This window comes from Yeguia hominis, assembly GCF_014384705.1.
Taxonomy (GTDB): domain Bacteria; phylum Bacillota; class Clostridia; order Oscillospirales; family Acutalibacteraceae; genus Yeguia; species Yeguia hominis.
In genome coordinates, this window is sequence record NZ_JACRSN010000003.1 from 179,394 (window position 1) to 205,373 (window position 25,980).

At 53.1% G+C, this 25,980-nt stretch carries 22 protein-coding genes; 21 read left to right on the top strand and 1 reads right to left on the bottom strand.

From position 1 onward, the window contains the following. Positions 1 to 96: 96 nt before the first annotated feature. The 9 genes from IAG03_RS03305 to IAG03_RS03345 all read left to right on the top strand — a co-directional run bounded on the left by IAG03_RS03305 (position 97) and on the right by IAG03_RS03345 (position 9,377). On the top strand, positions 97 to 1,443 hold the full coding sequence (locus IAG03_RS03305; protein ID WP_249318338.1) for a M16 family metallopeptidase: 1,347 nt from the start codon (positions 97 to 99) through the stop codon (positions 1,441 to 1,443). A gap of 182 nt (positions 1,444 to 1,625) precedes the next feature. After that, a complete protein-coding gene (locus IAG03_RS03310; RefSeq protein ID WP_249318339.1) occupies positions 1,626 to 2,210 on the top strand; it encodes a xanthine phosphoribosyltransferase in 585 nt (194 codons plus the stop codon). A 53-nt stretch (positions 2,211 to 2,263) separates the two neighbouring features. Continuing rightward, positions 2,264 to 3,454 (top strand): BMP family ABC transporter substrate-binding protein, encoded by a 1,191-nt coding sequence (locus tag IAG03_RS03315; RefSeq protein WP_249318343.1) that lies wholly within the window; start codon positions 2,264 to 2,266, stop codon positions 3,452 to 3,454. Between the two features lie 316 nt (positions 3,455 to 3,770). Further along, the gene (locus IAG03_RS03320) at positions 3,771 to 5,297 is read left to right on the top strand and encodes an ABC transporter ATP-binding protein (RefSeq protein ID WP_249318344.1); all 1,527 of its coding nucleotides are present in this window, start codon (positions 3,771 to 3,773) and stop codon (positions 5,295 to 5,297) included. Then, a complete protein-coding gene (locus tag IAG03_RS03325; protein WP_249318346.1) occupies positions 5,294 to 6,388 on the top strand; it encodes an ABC transporter permease in 1,095 nt (364 codons plus the stop codon). Before IAG03_RS03320 ends, IAG03_RS03325 begins: the two co-directional genes overlap by 4 nt. After that, positions 6,388 to 7,344, top strand: coding sequence for an ABC transporter permease (locus IAG03_RS03330; RefSeq protein ID WP_249318348.1), 957 nt, complete (start codon positions 6,388 to 6,390; stop codon positions 7,342 to 7,344). Before IAG03_RS03325 ends, IAG03_RS03330 begins: the two co-directional genes overlap by 1 nt. 52 nt (positions 7,345 to 7,396) lie before the next feature. Continuing rightward, positions 7,397 to 7,702 (top strand): hypothetical protein, encoded by a 306-nt coding sequence (locus IAG03_RS03335; protein ID WP_249318350.1) that lies wholly within the window; start codon positions 7,397 to 7,399, stop codon positions 7,700 to 7,702. Positions 7,703 to 7,944: 242 nt separating this feature from the next. Continuing rightward, positions 7,945 to 8,328, top strand: coding sequence for a hypothetical protein (locus IAG03_RS03340; RefSeq protein WP_249318352.1), 384 nt, complete (start codon positions 7,945 to 7,947; stop codon positions 8,326 to 8,328). Continuing rightward, entirely contained in the window at positions 8,328 to 9,377 is a 1,050-nt protein-coding gene (locus IAG03_RS03345; protein ID WP_249318354.1) for a helix-turn-helix transcriptional regulator, read from the top strand. Before IAG03_RS03340 ends, IAG03_RS03345 begins: the two co-directional genes overlap by 1 nt. Before the next feature lie 532 nt (positions 9,378 to 9,909). Here the strand turns inward: IAG03_RS03345 and IAG03_RS03350 are convergent. Next, entirely contained in the window at positions 9,910 to 10,827 is a 918-nt protein-coding gene (locus IAG03_RS03350) for a putative ABC transporter permease (RefSeq protein WP_249318355.1), read from the bottom strand. On the opposite strand from IAG03_RS03350, the gene IAG03_RS14205 reads away from it, so the two are divergent. From IAG03_RS14205 to IAG03_RS03405, 12 genes are all read left to right on the top strand, one after another. After that, a complete protein-coding gene (locus IAG03_RS14205) occupies positions 10,826 to 10,951 on the top strand; it encodes a hypothetical protein (RefSeq protein ID WP_283242966.1) in 126 nt (41 codons plus the stop codon). The genes IAG03_RS03350 and IAG03_RS14205 overlap by 2 nt on opposite strands. A 390-nt stretch (positions 10,952 to 11,341) precedes the next feature. After that, positions 11,342 to 12,061 carry a DUF3800 domain-containing protein gene (locus IAG03_RS03355; protein ID WP_249318357.1) on the top strand — a complete coding sequence of 240 codons (720 nt, stop codon included), beginning with the start codon at positions 11,342 to 11,344 and terminating at the stop codon, positions 12,059 to 12,061. 191 nt (positions 12,062 to 12,252) lie between these two features. Then, positions 12,253 to 15,390 carry a glycoside hydrolase family 2 TIM barrel-domain containing protein gene (locus IAG03_RS03360; protein WP_249318359.1) on the top strand — a complete coding sequence of 1,046 codons (3,138 nt, stop codon included), beginning with the start codon at positions 12,253 to 12,255 and terminating at the stop codon, positions 15,388 to 15,390. 389 nt (positions 15,391 to 15,779) lie between these two features. Next, a complete protein-coding gene (locus IAG03_RS03365; RefSeq protein WP_249318360.1) occupies positions 15,780 to 17,312 on the top strand; it encodes a response regulator in 1,533 nt (510 codons plus the stop codon). Between the two features lie 4 nt (positions 17,313 to 17,316). Then, a complete protein-coding gene (locus tag IAG03_RS03370; RefSeq protein WP_249318361.1) occupies positions 17,317 to 19,074 on the top strand; it encodes a sensor histidine kinase in 1,758 nt (585 codons plus the stop codon). 132 nt (positions 19,075 to 19,206) lie between these two features. Further along, positions 19,207 to 20,562 (top strand): extracellular solute-binding protein, encoded by a 1,356-nt coding sequence (locus tag IAG03_RS03375; RefSeq protein WP_249318363.1) that lies wholly within the window; start codon positions 19,207 to 19,209, stop codon positions 20,560 to 20,562. Between the two features lie 104 nt (positions 20,563 to 20,666). After that, positions 20,667 to 21,581 (top strand): carbohydrate ABC transporter permease, encoded by a 915-nt coding sequence (locus IAG03_RS03380; RefSeq protein WP_249318367.1) that lies wholly within the window; start codon positions 20,667 to 20,669, stop codon positions 21,579 to 21,581. A 36-nt stretch (positions 21,582 to 21,617) separates the two neighbouring features. Then, positions 21,618 to 22,439, top strand: coding sequence for a carbohydrate ABC transporter permease (locus tag IAG03_RS03385; RefSeq protein WP_249318368.1), 822 nt, complete (start codon positions 21,618 to 21,620; stop codon positions 22,437 to 22,439). A 20-nt stretch (positions 22,440 to 22,459) separates the two neighbouring features. Further along, on the top strand, positions 22,460 to 23,413 hold the full coding sequence (locus IAG03_RS03390; RefSeq protein WP_249318369.1) for an aldo/keto reductase: 954 nt from the start codon (positions 22,460 to 22,462) through the stop codon (positions 23,411 to 23,413). Between the two features lie 114 nt (positions 23,414 to 23,527). After that, on the top strand, positions 23,528 to 24,058 hold the full coding sequence (locus tag IAG03_RS03395; RefSeq protein ID WP_249318371.1) for a helix-turn-helix domain-containing protein: 531 nt from the start codon (positions 23,528 to 23,530) through the stop codon (positions 24,056 to 24,058). Between the two features lie 5 nt (positions 24,059 to 24,063). Further along, the gene (locus IAG03_RS03400) at positions 24,064 to 24,375 is read left to right on the top strand and encodes an IS3 family transposase (protein WP_249318373.1); all 312 of its coding nucleotides are present in this window, start codon (positions 24,064 to 24,066) and stop codon (positions 24,373 to 24,375) included. Between the two features lie 405 nt (positions 24,376 to 24,780). Beyond that, a complete protein-coding gene (locus IAG03_RS03405; protein WP_249318374.1) occupies positions 24,781 to 25,818 on the top strand; it encodes a D-alanyl-D-alanine carboxypeptidase family protein in 1,038 nt (345 codons plus the stop codon). Positions 25,819 to 25,980: the final 162 nt, after the last annotated feature.

Genomic DNA, 25,980 nt, shown 5'->3' on the forward strand with positions numbered 1-25,980 from the left:
GCCGGGAAATCGTGCGTTTTTGCGGACTTGGCAAACCGAAACGCGCTTTCGGGCAAACGCGGCAGACGATTTTTTAGAAAAGGAGGTCATCCGAAGATGAGCGGATCCCAAAGGAAAATTCCTGTCTTTTGCGATCGGAATCCCGGACTCCACCGGTTTGTGCTCAGCCTGACGCTTCTTGCCGGTCCGCTTTATGAAACGGAGGGCGAGGAAGGATCGTCGCATTTCTTTGAGCATCTGGTGTTCCGCAACATCAACCGCCGGATGAACGGCACGCTCTACCGGACGCTTGACCGGCTGGGGCTGACGTTCAGTGCCTGTACCTACCGGGAGATGATTCGCTTTTCGATTTCCGGTATTCCGGCGCATTTTTGTGAGGCGGCCGAAATTTTCACACAGATCTTATCGCCGCTTTCGCTGTCGTCCCAGGATTTGCAGCTGGAGCGCAAACGGGTCAAAGCGGAAATTGCAGAAGCGGACGAGCGCAGCAGCCTTGACCATTTTGCGGCACAGAAGATCTGGGCCGGCACGCCGCTGCAAAGGCTGATTACCGGCAGCTGTGCCGCGGTTGACCGGCTTGGCGTGCGGCGGATGCAGAAAATTGCCGAGACGATTCTGCGCGAAGGCATGCCGTTCTTTTCGGTGACCGGAGCCGTTTCGGAGGAGCATCTCGCGGCGCTTTCTGCCTATGCGGCGCGTTTTCCGGTACGGCCGGGGTCCGGTGTGCGCCGAAATCTCGCGCCGGTGCCGCAGCAGTTCTTTCACCGAAAACCGGCTGTGTACTGCAAAAGCGCCGGGTACTGCGAAGTCTGCCTTTCCTTTGATTTTGACGCGCGCCGGTATTCGCATGCGCAGCGGGATCTGCTCTATGCGCTGCTGTTTTCCGGAGAAAGCTCGCGCTTTTATGAGGTGCTCTCCGAAGAAACCGGTCTGCTTTACGGTTATGACGCGCTGATCGAAGCGTACCGCAACATCGGCGTGCTTTCGCTTTCTTTTTCCGTGCGTCCGGCGTCGCTGCCGGCAGTTTTGGAAAAGACGGTAGAGGTGCTCTCCGCCGCCAAACAGCCGGATCCCGAGGGCTTTTTATCCGCACAGGGGCAGTATACGGAAACCATGGATATGCTTCTGGACGATCCGGAGGACCTCAGCTTTACGCTCGACTATGAGCGCGGCGTGCTTGGCGCCGGATATGGCTCGCTTGCACAGCGAAAGGAGACCTACCGGGCGGTTCGTGCAGAAGATGTGGCCGCATTTGCAGAAGAACTCTTCCGGCCGCAGAATCTGACCGTCTGCGTGAAGGGCAGAAAAGACCGGCTGCCGCTTTCCAAAATTTCCGGCGTACTGCAAAGATTGGCGGCGCCTTCGATTTTACAGAGAATCTCGAACCCAATGCGGCGAAACAAATGGGTAACTGGGACAAAAGCAGATGTGAAAAAATTATGAATTTTATGTGACGCCGACAAAAATGCAGTTTCGGAAAAAAACTTGCGGAAATAGGCTTGAAAAAATGTCGGTTCTGCGGTAACATTGTCCTATCCTTTTTCTTTTTGGCGCTTTCCTGTTTGAGGTGTTTGGGCTATTAAAGAACGAGGGCTCTTTTATTTTTAAAACCGGAGGGAACTGCCATGCAGCTTTTGAAAGAACGAATTATCAGAGATGGCAAAATCGGCGAAGGCAATATCCTGAAGGTCGACAGCTTTCTGAACCATCAGATGGATATTGCGCTTTTTAATGAAATCGGCCGCGAATTCAAACGGCGTTTTGCAAACTGCGATGTAAACAAAATCCTGACCATTGAGTCTTCCGGAATCGGGATTGCATGTATTACAGCGCAGTTTTTTGATTGTCCGGTTGTATTCGCCAAAAAGCACCGGACGCTCAATATCTTCGGGGATGTCTACACAGCGAAGGTCGAGTCCTATACGCACAAAGAGGTCTATGATGTGACGGTTTCCAAGGCGTTTCTCGGTCCGCAGGATCGGATCTTGATTATCGACGATTTTCTTGCAAAGGGCAATGCGCTCAACGGACTGCTGCAAATCATCGAGCAGGCCGGCGCAAAGGTCGAAGGAATCGGCATCGTTGTCGAAAAAGCGTTCCAGGAGGGCGGCGATCTGATCCGGTCGCAGGGCATCCGCGTGGAGTCTTTGGCCCGTGTAAAGGCGCTTTCTGTCGAAAACGGCGTTTCCTTTGTGGAGGATGACTGCTGACAAGCCCCGATGGGGCTTCCAATAAAATAAAAGGATTTGGAGGAAACAAACACATGAAGAAGATTCTTGCAATGCTTCTGTCAGTGCTTCTCGTGCTCGCATTTGCGGCAGGATGCAGCTCTGACAACGCAGCTTCCGGCAGCAGCGATGCTTCTGAGGCACAGAGCAGCGATGCACAGAGCAGCAGCGAAGCGGAAAGCAGCGACGGGGAAAGCAGCAGCACGGAGGGCCTGTTCCCGCCGGTTGCCAAAGAGGATATTAAGGTCGGCGTCATCCATATTTCCGATCCGGCAGAAGGATCCGGCTATACGTATACGCACGATCAGGGAATCGTCGGCATGCAGAAGGCGCTCGGCCTTTCTGATGAGCAGATCATCCGCAAAAACAATGTCAACGACAGCGACGCTACCGCAATCGAGAGCGCCATCCTGGAGTGCATTGAGGAAGGCTGCAACATCATTTTTGCGACAAGCTGGGGCTATATGGACACCTGCGAAGCGCTTGCAGAAGAATATCCGAATGTGATTTTCTCCCACGGTACCGGTTATAAGTCCAACGGCAAAAACTTCAACAACTATTTCGGCCGGATTTATCAGGCGCGTTACCTTTCCGGTATTGCGGCCGGTCTGAAGACCAAAACCAATAAAATCGGCTATGTTGCGGCTTGGGGCAGCGAAAACGGCGAAGTTACAAGCGGCTGCGACGCGTTTGCAATGGGCGTGTATTCCGTCAACCCGGATGCAGAAGTTTATGTAAAGGTCACCAACAGCTGGTTCGATCCGGAAGGCGAAGGCCAGGCAGCGCAGGCGCTTGTCGACCTCGGCTGCGATGTCATCGGACAGCACTGCGATACGCCGAACCCGCAGCTCGTTGCGGAAGAAGCAGGCGTTTTCGGTGTCGGCTACAACTCCGACATGAGCAAGGATGCGCCGAAGGCGGTTCTGACCTCTGTAATTTGGAACTGGTCCGCATATTACACCTGGGCGGTTGAGAATGTCATCAACGGCACCTGGACCGGTGAAAACTATTACGGCGGCCTTGCAGAAGGCTTTGTCGATATCGCACCGCTGGCAGATTTCTGCGCGGACGGCACTGCGGAAAAGATCGAAGAAGCCCGCCAGAAGATCGTTTCCGGCGAGTGGGATGTCTTTGACGGCGAGATCGAGACCAACGAAGGCACAACGGCGACCAGCGAGTATTACACCGATATCAACTGGTACTTCAAGAACGTTGTGGTGAAATAAAGCAGCATTCTGCCTGATTCGGCCCGGTGAGAATTTCCGGGCGGGCAAAAGCCCGTCCAGAACAGGAAATTCCCTTCCGGGCCATGGCCCGTTTTATACGGTTTTTTCCTGCTTTTCCGGCAGGGCGAAGAATCGGCCGGCATATTTTAAAACGCTTTTTTAAAACGTGTGCCGAATTTCCGCTTTTTCGCCGTACCGGGACGGCGTTTCTGCGGCGGATGTTTTTTGCGGCCGGAAAAGTCGGCGCAAAAGGCACTTGCATGCAGAAATCTGTTCGGCGTTTCCACAAAATCTCCAAAGGAGGCATCAATCGGGTATGTCAGATAGGACACAGGCCCCCTATGCAATTGAATGCAGCGGAATCACAAAGACGTTTGGCTCTGTGGTTGCGAACGACGGCATCGATCTTTCTGTCCGCTACGGAGAAATTCTGGCCTTGCTCGGCGAGAACGGATCCGGCAAAACAACGCTGATGAACATGCTTTCCGGCATCTATCATCCGGACAGCGGAAGCATCCGGATTGGCGGACAAGAGGTGCAGATCGCGTCGCCATCCGACGCCCGTGCGCTCGGAATCGGAATGATTCACCAGCATTTTAAGCTGGTCGATATTTTTACCGCGCGGGAAAATATCATCCTGGGTTCCCGGGAAAAGCGCAGCGCGCAGAAACAGCGCGAGGCGATTGCCGCCATCATGGAGGATGTCGGGCTCTCGATTGACCTGGACAAGCGCGTTTGTGATATGGCGGTCAGCGAAAAGCAGACGGTCGAGATCCTGAAGGTGCTCTATTCGGGCTCCAAAATTCTGATTCTCGACGAGCCGACAGCGGTTTTGACGCCGCAGGAGACAGAGCTGCTCTTCGCGATGCTGCGGCGTATGCGGGAAAAGGGCTGCGCAATCATCATCATCACGCACAAGCTCGGCGAAGTTTTGGCGATCAGCGACCGTGTAACGGTTTTGCGCAAGGGAAAAAGCGTCGGAACGGCGGTGACGGCGGAAACCAACCAGAAAATCCTGACGGAATTTATTGTCGGCCATGCAGTGAATCTCGAAATTCACCGGCCGGAACCGGAAAATCCGCAGACCATTCTCAATGTCGTGAACCTGACGGTGGATAAGCCGGACGGCTCCTGCGCGATTGACGATATTTCCTTTGAAATTCGGACCGGTGAAATTCTCGGCGTCGCAGGTGTTGCGGGAAGCGGTCAAAAAGAGCTTTGCGAGACCATTGCAGGGCTGATGCCGGCAAAAAAGGGCGCAATTCTTTATAAAAAAGAAAATATCCTCGGAAAATCGCCGCTGGACATTATCAAATACGGCATCAGCATGAGCTTTGTGCCGGAAGACCGTCTGGGCATGGGGCTGGTTGCCTCGATGGATATGGTGGATAACATGCTGCTCAAGACCTACACGGCCGGCCCCGGTCCGTTTGTCGACAAAAAGCCGGCTAAGGCCCTTGCAGAACGGTTGGTGGAAAAACTCGGGATCGTCACCGGCGGACTCAATATGCCGGTTCGGCTGATGTCCGGCGGCAACGTGCAGAAGGTGCTGCTCGGATGCGAGATTGAATCCAATCCGAATCTGCTGATTACCGCGTATCCGGTGCGCGGACTCGATATCAATTCCTCGTACCTCGTGTACGATCTGCTCAACGAACAGAAAAAACGCGGCGTCGCGGTGATGTATATCGGCGAGGATCTCGACGTGCTGCTGGAGCTTGCCGACCGGATCATGGTGCTCTGTCACGGAAAAATCACCGGAATTGTGGACGCCAAAGCAGTCACAAAAGAACAAATCGGCCTGATGATGACCGGCGGAACCGGAGAGGAGGCAACGGCATGAATTCGACAAAACAGGCATCCCGGCAGCCGCTGCTCCATATTGTCAAGCGTGCGGAGCTTCCGCGCCGGACTTCTGCGCTGCTGCGGCTAGGGGCATTTCTGCTGTCGCTGTTTATCGGCGGGCTGTTCATTCTGGCGCTCGGATATAACCCGTTTGAGATTTACGGTACGATCGTATCCGGCTCTTTCCGCAGCGCGATGGCAATTCAGGCAACGATCAAGGTGATGGTTCCGCTCCTGATTTCCTCGCTCGCGGTGACGCTGGCCTTTAAAATGAAATTTTGGAATATCGGCGCAGAAGGCCAGATTATCATGGGCGCAACCTTTGCAACCTACTTTGCGCTCTTTCACTCCGATTGGAACCACTGGGTGCTGATCCTTGTGATGCTTCTCGCGGGAATGATCGGCGGCGGCTTGTGGGGATTGATTCCCGCAGTGCTCAAGACCCGTTTCAATACAAACGAGACGCTCCTGACGCTGATGCTCAACTACATCGCGCTGCATATTGTCTCTTACTTGCGCGATGGCCCTTGGAAGGATCCCGGATCCCAGGGCTATGCCAAAATTGCGCGTTTTGACGGCAATGCGGCGCTCGATAAGGTGTTCGGCGTGCATTTCGGGTGGATTATTGCGCTGGTGCTGACGGCGTTGGTCGCCGTCTATCTGCGCCGCACCAAACAGGGATATGAAATTTCGGTTGTCGGCGAAAGCCAGGATACGGCACGCTATGCCGGCATGAACGTCCGCAAAATTGTCATCCGCACCATGTTTTTGAGCGGCGCGGTCGCCGGAATCTGCGGCATGCTGCAGGCAACCGGCGCCGATATTACGCTGACGACCTCGGTGGCGGGCGGCGTCGGATTTACGGCGATTATCATTGCCTGGCTCGCACAGCTCAATCCGGTGATGATTGTGGTGGTGTCGTTCCTCTTTAGCGTCCTTGAAAAGGGCAGCAGTGTCATTCAGTCCTCCTTCGGATTGTCAACCGACTGCGCTGATGTGCTGCAGGGAATTATTCTGTTTTTGGTAATCGGCTGCGAATTCTTTATCCGGTATCGCTTTGTCCGGGAGAAAAAGGAGGGTGCGCGGTAATGGAAATGGTTTTGAAATTTCTGGTCGCTGCAATTGTCGCAGGGACACCGCTCCTGTTCGGAACGGTCGGCGAAATCCTCAATGAAAAGGTCGGGCACTTAAACCTCGGCGTGGAGGGCATGATGTCCATCGGCGCCTGCGCCGGATTTATGGCCGGATATTACAGCAACAGCTTTCTTGTGGCCTTGCTGGCCTCTTTTGCCGGCGGTGCGTTCGGCGCGCTGATTTACGCGGTGCTGACGGTTACCTTTATGGCCAACCAGAACGTCACGGGCCTGACGCTGACGATTTTTGGAATCGGTCTTGCAAACTTTGTCGGCGTGTATGCGCTGTCCACGACGGAGAACGGAACACTCAAGCTGCCGGAGCGCATAGGCGCACAGATCGGCTCGGTGCATATTCCGGTTTTGAGCGACCTGCCGATTGTCGGCGAGCTGCTTTTCTCGTATAATCCCTTTGTTTATCTCGCGATTGCGATTGCGATTGCGATGCATCTCTATTTGTTCCGCACCCGGCGCGGACTCAATCTCCAGTCTATCGGTGAAAATCCGGCAGCGGCGGATGCAGTGGGCATTCACGTAACACGGATCAAATATCTGAGCATTGTGATCGGCGGCGGCATTTGCGGCATCGGCGGTGCGTATTGCTCGATGATTATCAACGGCGGCGTTTGGATCAGCGATAATGTCGGCGGTCTGGGCTGGATTGCCGTGGCGCTCGTCATTTTTGCACGCTGGAAACCTGCGGTCGCCATTGGCGGTTCGTTTATTTTCGGTGCGCTGCGGGTGCTCAAATACTATGTGCCGAAGAGCCTGTTTGCCTTTCCGAATGCGTTTTATGATATGCTGCCGTTCCTGATTACGGCGCTGGTGCTGGTAATCAGCTCCATTCGGAAATCCAAAGGTGCACATATTCCGGCAAACCTCGGCGTCAACTATTTCCGTGAGGATCGCTGACGGCTGAAAATAAAAGACCCGTATCAAACGGGCAGGGAAAGGGGCAGATGCCATGCAGGCGCTGGAAACACAATTGACCGAATGTTTTTTAAATGCTGCGAAAGAAGCAGAGCTTCAGTGCGGGGTCCGCGCAGAGCAGGCGTGCCGGGATATCAAACGGTACGGCGGCGTGGCGTATATCCGGAAGCTGGCAAAAGCCGGTGCAGAATCGGAGTCCCTTTGCCGCCTTGCGGAATGCGGCCGGGTGAAACTCTCGTTTGAAGCCTGTGCCGTGCGTTCGGAATATGCGGCGCTCTTCACGGACGAAGAGATCAACGCCTGTTTTGCTTCCCTGTGCGCATACGGATATTACGGATAACAGAAGCATGCTTACGCTCCGGTGGTTTTGAACCCCCGGAGCGTTTTTTTGCTGTTACGGTAGGTAAAACCACTGTGCGAGTTTTTTTATTTTGACGTTTTGCCGCATCCTTGAAAAACCGGCGTCTGGCGCGGAGACACCCGGCTTTGCAGCGTGCTTGACAGCGGACGCTGCCGCGGAGACTACTTTGGAAAAACAACGGCGCGGACGGGTATTTTGCTGGAACGCGCAGCTCGGCAGGCATGCAGCGGAACCCGCAAGTTCTTGCAGCGGCAGCCGGGCGACCTGTTGCTGGCCAAAAAATCGCGAAAAAAATGGAATCAGGGCCATTTAAGTCCGGTTTATTGGACACCTCTTTTGATATAATAAAAGTAGAGAGAAGAGCAGTCCGGCAAATCGGATTTCATCAGCATGAAATCAAACGCCGGAAGAAGGAGGTTCCAGATGCTTGCGAATATCAACTTGATCCGTTTGATTTCCGGGATTGTCTGCGCGGCGGCGCTGTTCCTTTGGGTGTTCGATTGGCTGCGGGAAATCGAGAGAACCGCGCGCCGGAGACGCAGGCCGCAAATTTCCAGAAGGCCGAATCCTGCACCGCTTGCGAAACTGCAGCCGGATCGGTATAATGAAACCGAACCATTCTGCGGAGGTGATCGGTGTGGCCAAATCCGCCAACCAGAAATTGAAGCTGTTATATTTACAGAAAATTCTGCTCGAGGAGACGGACGATGCGCACTGCATCGCCCTGCCTGAACTGATCCGCGCGCTTCAGGAGCTGGGAATCGCCGCGGAACGCAAGAGTCTGTATACGGACTTAGAGGCTTTGCGCCAATTTGGGCTGGATGTCGAGTTCCGCAGGGGCAAAAACGGCGGATATTACATCGCCGAGCGGCCGTTTCAGCTGCCGGAGCTCAAGCTTCTGGTGGACAGCGTACAGGCGTCCCGGTTTATCACGCAGCGGAAATCTTCAGAACTGATCCGGAAAATCGAGTCGCTTGCAAGTGTCCATGAGGCCAAGCAGCTCCACCGGCAGGTGTATGCGGCGAGCCGCGTCAAGACGATGAACGAGAGCATCTATTATAATGTAGATAAAATTTATGCGGCCATCAGCAACAAAACCCAGATCACCTTTCGCTATTTTGCATACACGGTCAAAAAGGAAAAGCGTTACCGCCATGGCGGTTTGCGGTACCAGGTCAGCCCGTTTGCGCTTTCCTGGGATAATGAAAATTATTACATGCTGGCGTTTGACCGCGCCGCGCAAAAGCTCAAGCATTACCGTGTTGACAAAATGGAGTCCATCGCGGTGACGCGGCAAAAACAGGAGGGCGCGGAGGTCTTTCAGAAGATCGATATGGCGGCATATTCGCAACGTGTTTTCTCCATGTACGGCGGAGAGGACGTGCTGGTACGGCTGCGATTTGCGGCGCGTCTGATCGGCGTGGTGATGGATCGTTTCGGAAAGGATGTGCGGGTGTTTCCGGTTCCGTCCGGAACGGAGGAGCCGAAATGGTTTGAAATCAGCGTGCATGTGGAGCTCAGTCCGCAGTTTTACGGCTGGATGGCAAGCTTCGGCGGAGAAGCGCAGGTGCTCGCGCCGGAAAAAGCTGTAAACGGCATGCAGGCGCAATTGCGCGCGGTGCTGGAAGCATATGGAGCGGCAAGCAATTCGTGAGCGAAAGCATCGCGCGAGGCATCTTTTGATCCGGGGCGCTTGCGGCGCTGAAACACAAAAACCCCCTGTTTTCTTCGCCGGGCAAGCGGAGAAAACAGGGGTTCTTTCTGAGACGAATGAACTTCACCGGACTTCCATGCATCGGCAAGGCTTGCTGATGTTCCGCGAAAAACAGGTTCATCAGCACCGCGCACATCAGCACCGGCGTTCAGCGGCGATAGATCGAAGTCTCGATAAAAGCCGGTGTGCTGCCGGGCGCGGACTGAGTTTGCGCGCTGTTCCGTGTTCTGCAAAAAGCCGGTAGAGCCGGTGCCGCTGGACACCGATGACGATCGGGGGGGAAAATTTCGAAATCAGCGCGAGGATGATTCCAAAATCGGCACGGAGGCTATTCGGTACAGGGGATATTTTAAAATGGGGGCAACCCGGACGCGACCGGCCTTTAAACCACCGCTAAAAAATATCCGTTCGGCGTCGGAAAGTATGCGCCGACCAATTGACCGGCCAATTGCGTGAAAAGCACAGAAAGCGCTCAGTCCTGTTTTGCCTTATGGGAAAGGCGCTGACGCAAATCTTCGAGTGCAGCTGCGCCGCGGCGGGTCGGACGGAATCCGGGATAGGCGCGCAGCAGACGGCGGTGCAGGAAGTTGGGGCGGAGCTTCTGCTTGTAGGTTTCATTGAAGGTTTTCAGCTTTGCCTCAATTTCTGCTTTCAAAGCAGCATGGCCGACGGTGTCCTGTGTTTCGGTGCGGTAAGTTTCCACACGCGCGCGCAGGCGCTCTCCGATTTCAGGCAGACGCAACTCGCTCATGCGGGCAGAAAGCTGGGCGTGCAGTTCGGCGCCGGTCTGATAAAGCCGGGTCTTTTCCAGATTCTGGACAAGCTCGGCGCGGAGTGCTTCCAGTTCGGCAAGCTTCTGGTCGATGTGTGCGGCTGCAATGCAGGCGGAGACCAGGTCCGTGCAGAACAGTACAGCGATCACCGTCGCGGTGATATGCCCTGCCGGCTGGGGGATCCAGTCGATAAGCCGATCGGAGAGCGGCTTCAAGACCGCCAAAAGCAGGACGGAAAGCGCGCCCCAAAGCAGGGAGGCGCCGAGATAAATCCGTCCGTTTAAATTGAATTTGTGTTTGCTGTAATCCCACCAGCGCGCGTGGAAGAAAACTTCCATCACCCACGAGGTGACGTATTCCAAAACGGACGCCATAACAAACCCGCCGAAAAAGACGGCGAGGTAATTTCCCGCAAGAGGACGCAGTGTTAACAGCAAAATGGTGGCGCCGCTTCCATAAATGGGAATGACCGGCCCGGTGAGAAATCCGCGGTTGACAAATTTTTTGGTGCGGACGGAAACAAGCGTGCTTTCATAAATCCATCCGACAAAGCTGTACAAAATGAAATTGCAGAAGATGTAGTAAACATTGGTTCCAAACAGGGGGAGATCCCACATGGGTCGAGTTCATCCTTTCCATACGGTTTTGAAAACGGCTCGTTTTTTGGACGCTGCGGCGCGCCTGATTTGCGGCATGCAGGAAGTTTTGCATGTGCCCGGATGTACGAAAAAATGCGTTTAAAAAGCAGATTGCGGTCAAAACAGGCCGCGTATTGGAATCTGAGGGCTATTATAGCATATCTTTTCGTGGGATTCCAGCCTTTTCCGGAGAAAGACAGCCTGCCCGGGAAGGATTGACGAATGCGCACAGATGGGTTAAACTAGGAAAAGTTGATGTGCAAAATGACCCGGCAGAGCGATGCATCTGTACAGAAACGAAACCGCGCCGATGGAAAAATCCGAGATGGCCTGCCCGGCGCCGGAAAGGCTTTGGAAGTTCGGCCCGTCTGCATTGCGAAAACCCGGCGCCGCTAGGGCTGCCTGATAAAACGGACCGGCAAACACGCATGCGGCAAAACATCTTTGGTTGTGGCGGGGACAGCTTGTGTGAAGAAAGAAGAGGGGGAACAGAATGCAAAACCTCTATATCGATGAATCCGGCAGTATGACACGGGAGTTTTCTGACCGGCATCCCTATTTTATCATTGCAGTGGTGCAGGAATTTGATAAAGAAAAGGTCCGCCGGGCGTTTAAACGGTTCGTGGCGGAGCATTCCGGTCGGCTGCGTGCGCTGGACGTTGACGGGAAAATGTTCCGCGAGGCGGACGGCGGTTTTACGGAACTGAAGGGCTCTTATCTCGATTCCGATTTGAAGCGGGAGTTCATCGAGTTCTTTTGCCAGGGCGAAGATTTTCGCGTATTTTATATTAAAACCGATAACCGGCGGATGGACGGCTATCTGTATAAGGATACGCAGCGGGCATTTGACTATATGCTGATGTGTGGAATGCGCGAATTTTTAAAGGCCGGGCTGCTGCCGGGCGATTCCTACATGATCCAGGTGGACGAGCGCAATGTGCGCGCGGAGTCCAGACGTTCGCTCGAGGATTATCTGAATCTTTCTCTGGACTACGAATATCTGCTCACCGGGGAAGTGACGGTCAAGTATTTCGATTCCGCAGATAATGCGCTGATTCAGATTGCGGACGTGTTTTCCAATATTTTGTTTTCCGACTGTTACACGCAGGAGTTTAAAGGCGATATCGCACGCCTGTGCGGCCGCGGCTATATCGGCGGTGTGTACGATTTTGCAGGCGGATATCTTTTGGAATTGCCGCGGATGATTCGGTAAACAGCTGGCAGAACATGTCTGAACAACCAGAAACGGGTGTCTGCAGAAAGATCATAAAAAAATGTTCAGTATTTTGCTTTTTTAGGACTTCCTTCTTGATTTCGGGAGGAAGTCTATGGTATAATAAGCACAATTCGTGACACGCGTGTAGCACAAAGCATGCGGCGTCATTATAGGAGGTCATGCTGAAAATGATTTTACCACGGTATTATGAAGATTTGCACGCGCTGCATATCAACGCAATTCCGGACCGCGCATATTTCACGCCGCATGCGTCGGAAGCCGACGCGCTTTCCTGCCTGCGTGAGGAGAGCAAGCGGGTCGTGATGCTCAATGGCCGCTGGAATTTTCACTGGTATCCCTGTATCGAAGATGTCCCGGATGATTTCTTTGCACCGGCGTTCGATGATTCGGACTTCGGCGGCATCGACGTTCCGGGCTGCTGGCAGCCGCAGGGCTATGACAAGTATCATTATGTCGGCGCGCAGGGAATCATTCCCTATGACATTCCGAAGGTTCCGCAGGATAATCCGTGCGGTGCATACCGCACCGAATTTTTCTATGATCCGGACGACGCGCTGCCGGTGACGGAGCTCGTGTTCGAGGGCGTCGATTCCTGCTTCTACGTATGGGTCAACGGGAAATTTGTCGGTTACAGCCAGGTTTCCCACGCGCTCTCCATGTTTGATATTTCCAAATTCTTAAAGCCCGGCATGAATTCCCTTTCCGTTTTAAACCTCAAATGGTGCGACGGAACCTATTTTGAGATTCAGGATAAATTCCGCCTGACCGGTATTTTCCGGGATGTCTATCTGTTCCGCCGTCCGGCGCTGCGTCTCGAGGATTATTTTATCAAGCAGTCGTTCTCGGAGGGCTACCGGTCCGCTGAAATCCGCGTTGAGATGGCCTTCTCCGGCGCAGAGGAAAAGAGCGGCGTTCTCAAGGCAAAGCTGCGCTGCCCGTGCGGCAAGGATCTTACCGAGACGGAGATTACGGTAGACGGCCCGAAAGCGGAGCTGACCTTTACGGTAGAAAATCCGATTTTGTGGAACGCAGAAGAGCCGAACCTCTATCTGCTTCTCTTTGAGCTCGACGGAGAATTTGTCCGGGAGCGCGTCGGCCTGCGGGAAATCACCGCGCAGGACGGCGTCATCCGCATCAACGGTGTGCCGATCAAAATCAAGGGCGTCAACCGTCACGATTCGAATCCGCAGACCGGCTATGCCGTCGACCGCGCGCACATTCTGCGCGATCTGACGCTCATGAAGCAGAACAACATCAACGCAATCCGCACAAGCCACTATCCCAACAGCCCGATCGTTTCGGAATATTGCGATGAGATGGGCTTTTATATGATGGCGGAAGCAGATTTTGAGACACATGGCGTGATCTATTCCGAAGGCAAACTGGATCTGGTCTCCGGAGACGGCTACTGCCGCTTCTGCGACAAGTGGAACGATGACCCCGACTTTTTCGACACGACATTCGATCGCATGAAAAAGCCGGTGATCCGCGATAAGAACCGCCCCTGCGTCATTTTCTGGTCGCTCGGCAACGAGTCCGGCTATGGCGAAAACATGGAGCGCACGCTTGCCTGGATCAAGTCCTACGATCCTTCCCGTCTGACGCATTTTGAGAGCATGTACGCGGCCTATGACCGCAAGCCCGATTACAGTAATCTCGACGTTTTGAGCCGGATGTATCCCTCGACGCAGTGGCTCCGCTACATTTACGAGGATACGCCGTTTGAATTTACCGATCAATTTGATATCGGCATCCGTTGCGACCCGTACACGGACGCGTATTTCAAAACAGCCGCCCAGGATCATCCGATGGTGCTCTGCGAATATATCCACGCCATGGGCAACGGCCCCGGAGACGCAGAGGACTACTGGAATTTGATCTACAAGCACGATCGCCTGACCGGCGGATTCGTCTGGGAGTGGTGCGACCATGCGCGCTTTGACGGCTATACCGCAGAGGGCAAGCCGCGCTATCTTTACGGCGGAGACTCCGGCGAATTCCCGACAGAGAGCAATTTCTGCATGGACGGCCTCAACTATCCGGACCGCCGGCCGCACACCGGCCTGATGGAGTACAAGAACGTCATCCGTCCGGCGCGTGCGACGCTTTCTGCGGATGCCAAGACGGTGCGCATCTGGAATACGCTTGACTTTGTCGATCTTGCAGATTACCTCGACCTGACCTGGGAAGCAACCTGCAACGGCGAAGTGCGGGCATCCGGCACTCTGGAGCTGCCCTCGATTCCGGCGCATGCGGCAGCAGAGATTGCGTTGCCGCAGATCGATCTGCCGGCCGGAGAATGCTATCTGCGTCTTTGCTACGCGGCAAAACAGGAAACATTCTGGCGTCCGGCGGGCTTCCCGATCGGCTTCGACCAGATGAAACTTCCCGCAGAAAAGCAGGAAATTTTCCCGCTCTTTGCGCCGAAGGCAGCGTGCGGAGAACTCACCTGCACCGAATATAAAAAATATTACATTCTCCGCGGCGTCAATGCTGCCGGACCGTTCACCTATAAATACGAGAAAAAGCGCGGCGCATTTTCCAGCGTCGTGACCGGCGGACGCGAGCGGTTTAAAAAGCCGATGGATTACAACATCTACCGTGCGCCGACCGATAATGACGCCGGATTCGGCGGGGTTTTGCAGAAATGGGAGAACATCGGCTATGACCGCGTGGAGACGCGGATCGACAGCACCGAAGTCGTCTGCGAAAACGGCGCTGTGACGCTCACGTCTGCGTTCGCCATTGCTTCGGTTTTCCGCAGAGTTGTGCTGCGCGGAACCGCCGCCTGGACCGTGAAGCCGGACGGAACCATTTCGCTTGCGATTGAGGCGGATCGCCCGACGCACCTGATGTATCTGCCGCGGTTCGGCGTGCGGATGTATCTGTGCGAGCAGGCGGAGGATGTGACCTATTTCGGCAGCGGCCCGAACGAGAGCTATCTCGACAAGCACCGCAGCAGCTGGATCGGCCTGTTCCACACGACGGTCCACGATCTGCACGAGGACTATATCCGTCCGCAGGAAAACGGCAGCCACTGCTTCTGCAAATATCTGAATGTGGCGAATGCGGTGCAGGTTGCGGCGCGCGGAGACGGCGATTTTGCTTTCAACGTTTCGCACTATACGCAGGAAAATCTGCTCTCAACCCGGCACAACTTTGAGCTCGTTCCGGATCGCTTCACGACGCTCTGCGTCGACTACAAGCAGTCCGGCGTCGGCTCGATGAGCTGCGGCCCGCAGCTGCTTCCGGAGTATCAGCTTGCGGAAGCGCATGTCTCCTTTACGGTGGAGTTTGCGTTCTAAACCGGATTTTCAATGATGACAGCTCTCTTGGCATTTGCTGAGAGAGCTGTTTTTCGTGCGGAACATGCACTGTGCCGCAATGGCGCATTTTGGAAAAACGCCGCGTGCCGGATAGAGAAAATGGACCCGCGAGGCTTTCGGCGGACACTGTGTTCGGCCAGATTTGCGCTGTCCAGTGCCGGCGGAACCCATACAGCGCAATGCGATTTGAAACGGGCAGATAAATGGATGTTTAATGAAAAAAACGCGTAAAGTGCAAGTTTTTGTACAAAACAGCAAGAACCTTCCATTGACATCCGATCAGGTTTTTGATATTTTAAAATTTAGTATGAAAAACTGTCCGATTTTGAGGAAATGGGTCAAAATTTACAGGCAGGAGGGAATGCCGGGTGGAACTGTTAAAAGTGATGATTGTAGACGATGAACCGCCTGCTGTAGAAAATCTATGTTTGATGATCCCCTGGGAGGATTACGGCTTCCAGGTCGTTGCAACGGCCGGAAACGGTAAGCGGGCACTGGAACTTTACGATACGGTTTGTCCGGATATTGTGATGACGGACATCCGAATGCCGATGATGGACGGCATTACCCTGATTCGCGAGATCCAGAACCGATCGAACCGGCTGGTCAAATTTGTGCTGCTGACCGCGTACAAAGAATTTGCCTATGTCAAAGACGCAATGCAGCTTGGGGTAAAGGATTACCTGTTAAAGCATGAAATCAATAAGGAAAATTTAACAGAGGTACTGGGACGGTTCCGCAAGGAAATCCTGCGGGAGCGCGAAGAGCGCCGGATTGTCAGCCGCCACGGCATCCGGTCTTTCTTCAATGCGGCGTTTTCCGAAACGGTGCCGAACCGCGAATCGCAGATGCTGCCGGATGCGGACAGCCTCATTGCGGTGTTTGTGGTGCAGAAGGATTTTTCACCGCTGTGTCCGGAACTTTTTCAGACACAATGCTGGCAGGAGGCCCGTATCGAGAAGATTGCCAATGCCTATCAGGGACCGCTGCATTACGCGGAAAACGCGGAGCTTTCCCAGCGGCACTGGGTGGTATTGTTTTCCGCGGCGGATTGCCTGAGCCAGAGTGTCCAGAGAAAGGAACTGCACCGGTTTGCGGACGGGTTGATTTCTGCGCTTGAGGCGGAGACAAACGCCGGATACGCCGTTTTGGTCGATCAGGTTCGTGATTACCGCCAGCACGATGCGGAGACGTTTGTGCCGCTGAGCAAGTTTTTGCGTTTCCTGGGCAGCCCGGAGGGGCTGCTTCTGCACAAATCCGTGTTCTTTTCGGAGGAAATCTGCCAGATGGCCTCGGAAGAAGAAACCGCCCGGCGAAAAGCGCGGGGAAGCGAATTGCTTTCCGGACTCTCCGTAGCCCAGGAAACACGGGACCAGGAACAGGCGCAGGCCGTCTTGCAGGAGCTCTTGCTGCTTGCGAACCGCACGCCGTACAGCCCTTCCGTCTGCAGAATGGTGATCCGGCCGCTTCTCGACGGCATCGGCGCACCGGACGTTCAAACGGATTCGGTGGACCGGGATCATGTGCCGGAAGATTTGAAACAGCGCTTTTTGTCTGCCTTACAGGGAACCAAAAAATACGGGTGCTCCAACACCATCAACCGCGCGATCGCCTATCTCGAGGAGCATTATCCGCAGGATATCAGCACAGAGGAAATTGCCGCGCAGGTCGGCATGACTGCCAATCATTTTTCCCAGCGCTTTAAAAAAGAAACCGGCGTGACGGTCCTCAATTACCTGACGGAAATCCGGATGCGGCACGCCAAGGAGCTGCTTCTGACGGGGAATTACAAGGTCTATGAGGTCGCCGAGCGCGTGGGCTATAAGACCTCGCAGTATTTCAGCAAAATTTTCAGCCGAAACGTCGGCGTGATGCCGCTGGAATATAAGGAGAACCACTGAAATCATGAAAAACGGGATCAAATCGAAGATTATCAAAAAGGTCACGACGGTCGTCGTCGTTTCTGCGATTGTCAGCGGAATTGTGCTCGGAATTTTCTTTATCTCTGAAATTCAGAATCAGGTTTACGGCCGCGATGTCGGAAGCGTCAGCCAGATTTCCGAACAGCTCAACACCATTGCCTCCGACATTTCCGCCTATGCGCGCAATATTATCAGCGACCCAACCGTGCAGGATCCGGCAATGCGCGAATTGCAGGCGCACAATTACAGCGAGAATTACAATTATGCGCTTCGGCTGAAGGATTACCAAAATTTAAGAAGCTACATCCAGAGCATCGTCGTGGTGACGAAGGACGGAAACTCCTACTGGTCGCTGCCGCCGTACTATAACGACCATGTCTTTGACGCTTATATGCAGATGGACTGGTACCAGAAAATCAAGGATCAGTCCGGCGTGTTCGGAGAGCCGTTTGAAATTCAGGCAAGCAGCCGCAGAGGGACCGAGACGGTCTTCAGCTATGTGATGGATTTCCGGAGCCGCAACGATCCGCAGGAATTTATCGGCAAGATTTTTCTGAATATCAAGCTTTCAGATATCCAGCAGATCCTTGCGCAGCAAAGTACAAACTACGATGCGTTTTTGTGCTGTACGGCGGACGGGAACCGCGTTTTTGCGTCCGACGATCTTCCCGATGGCATGACGGAGATTTTGGCGGATCCGGAAAAAGGCAATGAGTCGAATCATTTTGTCGTCAATTCGGACAACCTGTTTGGCTGGACGATGGTTTCGTATATTTCCAGCTTTACCATTCTGGAAAAGCTGAATTTCTGGCTGTATGCCTTTGTGATCGTTGCGCTGACGACGTCGGTTTGCCTCGTGGCAAGGCTGTTTATGCGCCATCTGATCAAGAACCTTGTCGATCCGATCAGCGAGCTGACGGATGCGATTCACCGGGTTTCCGGCGGAGAACTGGACACCCGGATCTCCATCTGTACCGGAGATGAAATCGAGCGGATGAGCGTCGACTTCAACAAGATGGTCTCGAATCTCTGCGAGTATATTGCGCGTTCGATTGAGGATGAAAAAATTAAGAAGCGGCTGGAATTTGAGCTCTTGATTTCCCAGATCAACCCGCATTTTATCTATAACACGCTCAACACCATCATTTACCGGGCGCGCAAATCGGGCGACGCGGATATTGTCGAAATTACGGTCGCGCTGATTCAGATTTTGCAGGGCTCTATCCACATCAGCAGCAACGATACCCTCATTCCGCTCGATAAGGAGCTGCAAAGCGTCCGGGATTATCTGACGATCCAGCGGTACCGCTTTGGGGACGCGTTTTCGGTGTCGTATGAGATTGGAGAACATCTGGAAACCGTTCTCGTGCCGCAAAAGTCTGTGCAGATTCTGGTGGAAAACGCGCTGGTGCACGGCGTATTGGAAACAGAGCGGGACGGCGTGATCCGGATTTCCGCACAGTACCGCGAAGGAATGCTGGTTCTGTGTGTAGAGGACAACGGCGCGGGCATGTCGGAGGAGCGGATCCGCGAGGTGCTGACTTCTGCTCCAACATCGCAGGATCCGAACTGCTCTGTTGGAATCTTCAATATAAAAGAACGGGTTCGGTATATTTATAATATTGAGAACGCACTGAAGATCGAAAGCGAAATGGGAAAATACACGAAGGTGACGCTTGAAATCCCTATTTTGTATCAAAATCGTGAAAAAGGGAACAAAAAAGAGGAATTGTTACATTGATTGCCCGAAATAAAATGGATATAATTTATTCATGATTCCTTCACACGATTTTGTGTGAAATACAGAATTCGGCCGGTTCTGTATCTGTTTAGTAGCTAGAAATGTAACGTGTTGTTTTGAAAGGTGGATCTTATGAAAAAGTTTCTATGCGTCCTCTTGTCTCTGACAATGGTCCTGCTGCTGGCTGCGTGTTCGTCTGCTGCTGCAAACGATCCTTCCTCCAATAGTGCAGCTTCCGATTCCGATTCGTCCGCCGCTGCTTCGGATGCTTCTTCCGAGTCCGGCGAAAAGCCCTCCGGTACGTTCACCATGTGGGCTTGGGACGAAGGCGCGCTGACCGGCTGTATGGATCTCCTGCATGAGACCTATCCGGACGTCAACGTCGACTACCTCAACGTCGTCAACGAAGAAATCCTGCAGAAGATGCAGACAACGATCGCTTCCGGTATGGCGATTCCGGATCTGTGGTGGTCCGACGGCGAGAACCGCGGCAAATTCCAGAATATGGGTATCCTTTGCAACCTCGAAGAAGAATTCGGCTTCAACCCGGATCTTGTCTTTGATTTCTTAAAGCCGCTTTCGACCGACGCTGCGGGCAACTGGGTTGCCATTCCTTCGAACTGCGCAATCGCTGGCCTGAGCTATCAGCGCGACCTGGCAGAGCAGTATCTCGGCACAAGCGATCCTGACGAGCTCGAAAAGCTCCTTCCGGATTGGGATGCCTTTATCGCGAAGGGCAAAGAAGTCAACGAGAAGAGCGGCGGCGCGGTCCGGATGCTCCCGAGCGCATCGGATGCATATCAGATCATCAGCCTCCAGAACTCCACTTCTTATGTTACGGACGGCGCTGTGGATTACACGAACGCCCTGCAGCCGACCCTCGACATCCTCTTCAAAATGCGTGAAAACAACGTCTTCGGCGATGCGGAAATCTGGGGCACAGCCTGGTACGCTTCCTATGCCGAAAGCAAATACATCTTCTATCCGACGGCAACCTGGTCTGTCCGTTGGCAGAACGAGTCCTACAGCGAGCCGAACGGCAACTGGGGACTGATGACGGCGCCTGGCGGTTCCTTCGTATGGGGCGGCGCGAACTGGGTTATCGCGAAAGATTCTGAAGTCAAAGATGCTGCTTGGGCTTATGTTGAGTGGTTCAGCCTTTCGGAAGCCGGCGCAAAGTACATGCAGGAAACCTGCTCTTGGTACACGCCGTACAAAGCGATGTATGAAGGCGACAACCTCGAAACGTATGCATCGAACCACAGCGACTGGTTCGGCGATCAGGATATCGGACTGAAACTCTGGACAGACATCGCACAGGATGACATCCAGATGCGTCAGGTCGGCGAATATGACTCTGTTGTCAACGAAATTGCACAGCTGATCGTCAAGTCCATTCAGAGCGATTCCGCTTTCACAAGCGATCAGGCCAAAACGACCTTTACCTCTGAACTCGGCAGCCGCGATTCCTCTCTGACCGTGAAATAAGATTCCAAAATAGGTAAGAGCAAAGCTACCGATTGTATAAAGCCCCGTAGGGGTCTCATATGATCGGTAGCTTTTATTAAGACAGCGTTGGGTGGGTGTTTTATTTGAAGAAGAAAAAAGAGAATTGGCGGCCGTATGTGTTTTCACTCCCGTATTTTTTGATTTATTTTGCATTTAACCTGTTTCCGGTGATCTATACGTTCTTTATCAGCCTGACGGATTGGAACGGCATCAACGAACGGCATTTCATCGGACTTTCGAACTACAAAGAGCTGCTTGCCAACGACCCGAACTTCTGGAAGGCAATCGGCAACACGGTCATCATGTACTGCGGATATTTCCCGCTGAACATGATCCTCGGCCTGATCCTGGCGGTCTGCTTACATAGCGCGCTGACAAAAGGCAGACGCTTTTTGCAGGTTGCGTACTTCCTGCCGTATATTACGACGCCGGTAGCAATCGGACTGATCTTTTCGCTGCTGTTCGACAAATCAGTGGGTCTGATTAACCGGATTTTGGCGGTGATCCTGCCCAGCTTTGAAGCGATCGACTGGCTGGGAACGCCGGTTCTGGTCAAGCTGATTGTTATCCTCATTGTTTTTTGGCGGTTCGGCGGCTATTACACGATTTTCTATATGGCCGGACTCTCCAATATTTCCCCGGATATCTACGAGGCGGCCGATATCGACGGCGCAAATGTATTCCAGAAATTCTTTAAAATTACCATTCCGCAGCTGAAACAGACGATGATCTTCCTCTTTATTACCGGAACGATCGGTTCGCTGCAAATGCTGGAAGAACCGATGCTTTTGGTTTCCGGATGGTCCTCGCAATCTGTTGCGGTAGGCGGTGTAGACCGTTCTGTTTTGACGGCGGTCTGGTACCTGTATGATACCTCCTTCTCCACAACGAACAATTTCGGAAAAGGTTCTGCAATTTCGTATCTGCTGTTCCTGATTATTGCCATTCTGACGCTGGTTTTCCTGAAAATCAGCAATCGGAAGGAAAAAACGGCGTAACGTGCAGAGAATGGAATTCAAAAGGAGGATGAGGAAATGAAAGCGAGAAAACTGAAATCGTTTTTGATGACCTTTGTGTTATTTTTATGTTCTTTGATGTTTATCTTTCCGTTTTATTCGATGTTCATGATGGCAACTTACAAGACGGAAAATCTTTATAGCAGCATTCCGGTTTATCCGAGTGTCTATGCGGTTCAAAACTTCAAGTCCGTTATCAGCGGCGGGTTCCTGCATTATTACTGGAACAGCTTTTATATCGCGGCGCTGGTCGGCATCGGCGCAGTTTTTCTCAGCGCCTTGACAGGGTTTGCCCTGACGATGTATGACTTTAAACTGAAGAAGCTTTTGACGATGATCGTGCTGATCTCGATGATGATTCCGATGCAGTGCGGACTGGTCGCCTTTGTGCTGGAAATGCGGGTGCTCGGCTGGACGAACTCCCACTGGGGGCTGATTATCCCCTATATGGCCTATCCGTTCGGCGTGTACTGGATGTCGCAGTATTTAAAAACCGCGCTTTCGCCTTCGCTTGTGGAAAGCGCGCGGATTGACGGCTGCCGCGATTTTATGATCTTTATCCGGATCGTCCTGCCGAATATTAAACCGGCGATCATTACGCTATTGATGATGTCCTTCCTGCTTTCCTGGAACAACTACCTGGTTCCGCTGATTTTGCTCAACAAGACTTCGGTCTTTACGCTGCCGCTGGGCATTAAATCGCTCGGAAGCGCGTTCCGTGTGGATCACGCGGCGCGGATTATGGGCCTTGCGCTGGGAACGATTCCGATCATTATCCTCTTCAGCATTGGCTCCAAATATTTCATCCGCGGTCTGACAGCAGGCGCGGTAAAAGAATGACGGGTAAGGGGGACTTTATTTTGGAACACAGACCACTCGGCGATACCGGCGTGATGGCGCCGGTCATGGGCTTCGGCGCTTCTCCGTTCGGCGATATTTTTGGAAAGACGGATCTTACGGATATTAAAAATACCGTTGCGGCGGCCATTGAAGCGGGAATGGATTATTTTGACGTTGCGCCTTCCTACGGTCCGGAAGGACGTGCGGAGGAACGGCTCGGCATTGCGCTTGAGGGCCGGCGGCACGAAGTGTTTCTCGCAACAAAATGCGGCAAATACGACCACGGCACGGCCGAAAACGCCAAAGTCGAATATGATTACAGCTACAAGCGCACGATCCGGGAGATCGAGGAATCCCTGCGCCGGCTGAAAACGGACTACGTGGATCTTTATCAGGTGCATGAAATCTGCAACTGCGATTTTCAGGTGCTGATCGAGGAGACACTGCCCGCAATGGCGGAGCTGCAGAAGCAGGGGAAAATCCGCTTTATCGGCATCACGGACAACAGCCTGCACCTGCTCAAGCAGGCAGTCGAGGCTTCTCAGGTCAAACTCAACACTGTGCTGAATTTCTGCTGCTACAACCTGATTGATACACGCCTCGACGGCTATTTCGGGACGCTGCTCAAAGACCGCGGGATTGGCCTGATCAGCGCATCGGTGCTGTGTCTCGGCCTGCTTACGCCGAACAACAAGACGCTCTATGCGTTCCGGAACGATGAACAGACCGCGCCGCTCAGAAAGGCGATCGAAAAAGCGCACGCGCTTTGCGCCGAATACGGCGAGAGCCTTTCCGATCAGGCAGTCATGTTCGCCATGCAGTACCAAGAGCCGTCCATGACGCTGATGGGAATGGGCCGCATGAGCAGCCTGCAGCGCAACTTAAAGCTGCTCGGCCGGCAGCCAAACTGGGAACTGATCGGCAAACTGCGTGCGCTGTTTGAAAACGTCTATAACCCGTTTAACCGTGACTAATCATTGTAACGAAATAGAAAAAAGAGCCGGAGTTGTGATATGTACCCCTAATACTGGACACCCAGTATTGGGGGTGTTTTTATGCGATACAGTTACGAGTACAAGAAGAAGTGCGTGGAATTGTACCGACAAGGGAAATGGCCAGAAACACCAGACGGAGTAAAGGAAAAGCGATTTCACGATACGGTTCGGATTTGGGTTCGAACAGAAGATGCTTGTGGTCCAGAAGCACTGCGACATAAAAATCAAAACAAAGTATGGGCAGCAGAAGAAAAGTATGAGCTAATCGCTAAAATTTTGGCCGGTGCATCGTGTAGAGAAACGGCAATTTCGGCTGGAATCAGTGACGGCCTCTTGTACCAATGGGTCAGATGCTATAAAATAAAAGGGTATCAGGGATTGGTCGCACAACAAAAAGGACGGCCACCCAAGGAGCCTGCCATGAAGAAGAAAATAGTACCAGCAGAACTGACCCCTTCAGAGCGAGAAGAAGTGATTCGGCTTAGAGCTGAGAACGAGCGTCTGAGAGCGGAGATTGCCGTCGTAAAAAAAGAGATTGCCTTGAGAGAAGAGAAATGCGCAGCGCAACTCAAGGCGAAAAGGCTGCGCTTGTCCAAGAACTCCACAAAGAAGGACACAGACTGAATGATTTGCTGGATGCCATTGAACTGCAAGGCTGGCAGTACCAGCACGTATTCTACCGCAATGAACTTCAGAAGCACGGAATCATTCAATCCATCTCCAGAAAAGGCAACTGCTATGACAACTGCATTATGGAGACCTTCTTCGGTAGACTAAAAAATGAAATGTTCTATGGATTAGAGAAGGATTATCCTTCCTTTGAAGCATTCTCCAAAGCTATTGCTGATTATATCGACTATTACAATAACAGCAGAATCCAAGCTAAAACAAAATGGATGCCTCCCTCTAAATTCAGGAAAGCATCCATGATGAAAAGTTAATTATTCATTTTTAAGCCGGTGTCCAGAAAACTGGGTACATATCAGTTGTTTCCGGCTCTTTTTATTGTGATTTTAAAAGCGGCATTTTTGCAGGAACAGCGATGCTGTGCAGAGGGTAGAACGGCTCCGCGCTTTTTGGGATGCGGACGGGCGGCGCATAACGGAGAAAGCCGGCGCGGCGGCATCGTGTCCGTGAATCTGCGGAAAACAATAAAAAACCGCGAATGCGGAAGCGGAAAAATGGTTGATGCATAGAGACTTTTTTGTTATAATAGCTATCATACAGTTCGGAGTGAACGATTAAAACGGGGAAGAGGGTAGAATAGATTGCAGGTGGAGAGAAGATCGACCCGCCGCAGGAGAGGGTGGCGCCGCATAGGCGGAATTTGCTGTGTATTTCTGATAATGGCAGCCATTGTGCTTTGGATTTGGGGGACGGACCGTGCGCCGGCGGACGGTGACCGGCAGATTGCGGCAGCAGACGGAACGGGGGAGCCGGATGGTTCTGCGGTGCCGCAGGTCGGCTCCTCTGCGCGGCAGCTCGCAATGAAAGACGCGTTTGCGTCGGAGTTCCATACAAACACACCGGTACAGATGATCCCCGAAGTCTCCAAAAAGGCGCTGGACAAAAAGCTGACGACAGAATATGTGGTGCTTTATGACTGCACGCATGCCCAGATTTTATACAGTAAAAATGCGTCGGAACGCTGTTATCCGGCCAGCACGACCAAGCTGTTGACCGCGTGCGTCGCGGCGAAGTTCTGCGCGCCCGATACGGCGTTTACCGTGGGGGAAGAACTTTCGCTGGTTGCGTATGATTCGAGCCTTGCGCTGCTGAAAAAGGGGCAGCGGCTGACGTTTGAAATGCTTCTGGATGCCCTGTTGCTTCCTTCCGGAAATGATGCCGCCTATGTGATGGCGGCCGGCGTGGGTCGAATTTACGCCGGGGACGAAAGTCTTTCGGCGGAGGATGCGGTCGCGGTGTTTGTGGAGCTGATGAACCAGACGGCAAAGCGGATCGGCGCAGAGGACAGCCATTTTGTGACGCCGGATGGATACCATGACGACGACCACTACACCACGGCGATGGATATGATGCGGATTGCGCTCTATGCGTCCTCTTTTGATGCGATCCGGGCTTCCTACGGCAAGAGCGAGGTCTCTTATACGCTGCTTTCCGGAGAGGACTATTACTGGGAGAACAGCAATCCGCTGATTGACAGCACGAGCGCCTGCTTTTATTCCTACGCCAACGGCATGAAAACAGGGTTTACCGACCAGGCCGGGTCGTGCCTTGTGGCGTCGGCCAAAAAGGACGATGTCGAACTCATTGCCGTGGCAATGAACGGCCGGTCGATCGACGCGCGGAATCAGGATCTGACAGCTATGTTTGAGATGGCGTTTGAAGCTTGCGAAACGGAAGAACCGCGAACGGCCTCCTGACCGGCCGATCGGGCAATTTTCGGTGGTGAGAGCTGCGGCTGGCGGTGCGGCCGTACCGCGACGCAGCGTCGAAAAAGCGCAGAATAGGCCGGAAACGGGCAAAATATCAAATAAAAACAAAAATAGAAACAAAAAGCCCTCTGGTGCAGAAAATTCTGGACT

What these genes read in the sequence shown, in the direction of transcription:
- IAG03_RS03350 (WP_249318355.1), bottom strand. Translation starts at nt 10,827, where the DNA reads ATGTGGGATCTCCCCCTGTTTGGAACCAATGTTTACTACATCTTCTGC.
- IAG03_RS03335 (WP_249318350.1), top strand. Translation starts at nt 7,397, where the DNA reads ATGCAGGCGCTGGAAACACAATTGACCGAATGTTTTTTAAATGCTGCG.
- IAG03_RS03340 (WP_249318352.1), top strand. Translation starts at nt 7,945, where the DNA reads ATGCAGCGGAACCCGCAAGTTCTTGCAGCGGCAGCCGGGCGACCTGTT.
- IAG03_RS03370 (WP_249318361.1), top strand. Translation starts at nt 17,317, where the DNA reads ATGAAAAACGGGATCAAATCGAAGATTATCAAAAAGGTCACGACGGTC.
- IAG03_RS03310 (WP_249318339.1), top strand. Translation starts at nt 1,626, where the DNA reads ATGCAGCTTTTGAAAGAACGAATTATCAGAGATGGCAAAATCGGCGAA.
- IAG03_RS03315 (WP_249318343.1), top strand. Translation starts at nt 2,264, where the DNA reads ATGAAGAAGATTCTTGCAATGCTTCTGTCAGTGCTTCTCGTGCTCGCA.
- IAG03_RS03355 (WP_249318357.1), top strand. Translation starts at nt 11,342, where the DNA reads ATGCAAAACCTCTATATCGATGAATCCGGCAGTATGACACGGGAGTTT.
- IAG03_RS03345 (WP_249318354.1), top strand. Translation starts at nt 8,328, where the DNA reads ATGAAACCGAACCATTCTGCGGAGGTGATCGGTGTGGCCAAATCCGCC.
- IAG03_RS03330 (WP_249318348.1), top strand. Translation starts at nt 6,388, where the DNA reads ATGGAAATGGTTTTGAAATTTCTGGTCGCTGCAATTGTCGCAGGGACA.
- IAG03_RS03325 (WP_249318346.1), top strand. Translation starts at nt 5,294, where the DNA reads ATGAATTCGACAAAACAGGCATCCCGGCAGCCGCTGCTCCATATTGTC.
- IAG03_RS03405 (WP_249318374.1), top strand. Translation starts at nt 24,781, where the DNA reads ATGGCAGCCATTGTGCTTTGGATTTGGGGGACGGACCGTGCGCCGGCG.
- IAG03_RS03320 (WP_249318344.1), top strand. Translation starts at nt 3,771, where the DNA reads ATGTCAGATAGGACACAGGCCCCCTATGCAATTGAATGCAGCGGAATC.
- IAG03_RS03360 (WP_249318359.1), top strand. Translation starts at nt 12,253, where the DNA reads ATGATTTTACCACGGTATTATGAAGATTTGCACGCGCTGCATATCAAC.
- IAG03_RS03385 (WP_249318368.1), top strand. Translation starts at nt 21,618, where the DNA reads ATGAAAGCGAGAAAACTGAAATCGTTTTTGATGACCTTTGTGTTATTT.
- IAG03_RS14205 (WP_283242966.1), top strand. Translation starts at nt 10,826, where the DNA reads ATGGGTCGAGTTCATCCTTTCCATACGGTTTTGAAAACGGCTCGTTTT.
- IAG03_RS03305 (WP_249318338.1), top strand. Translation starts at nt 97, where the DNA reads ATGAGCGGATCCCAAAGGAAAATTCCTGTCTTTTGCGATCGGAATCCC.
- IAG03_RS03375 (WP_249318363.1), top strand. Translation starts at nt 19,207, where the DNA reads ATGAAAAAGTTTCTATGCGTCCTCTTGTCTCTGACAATGGTCCTGCTG.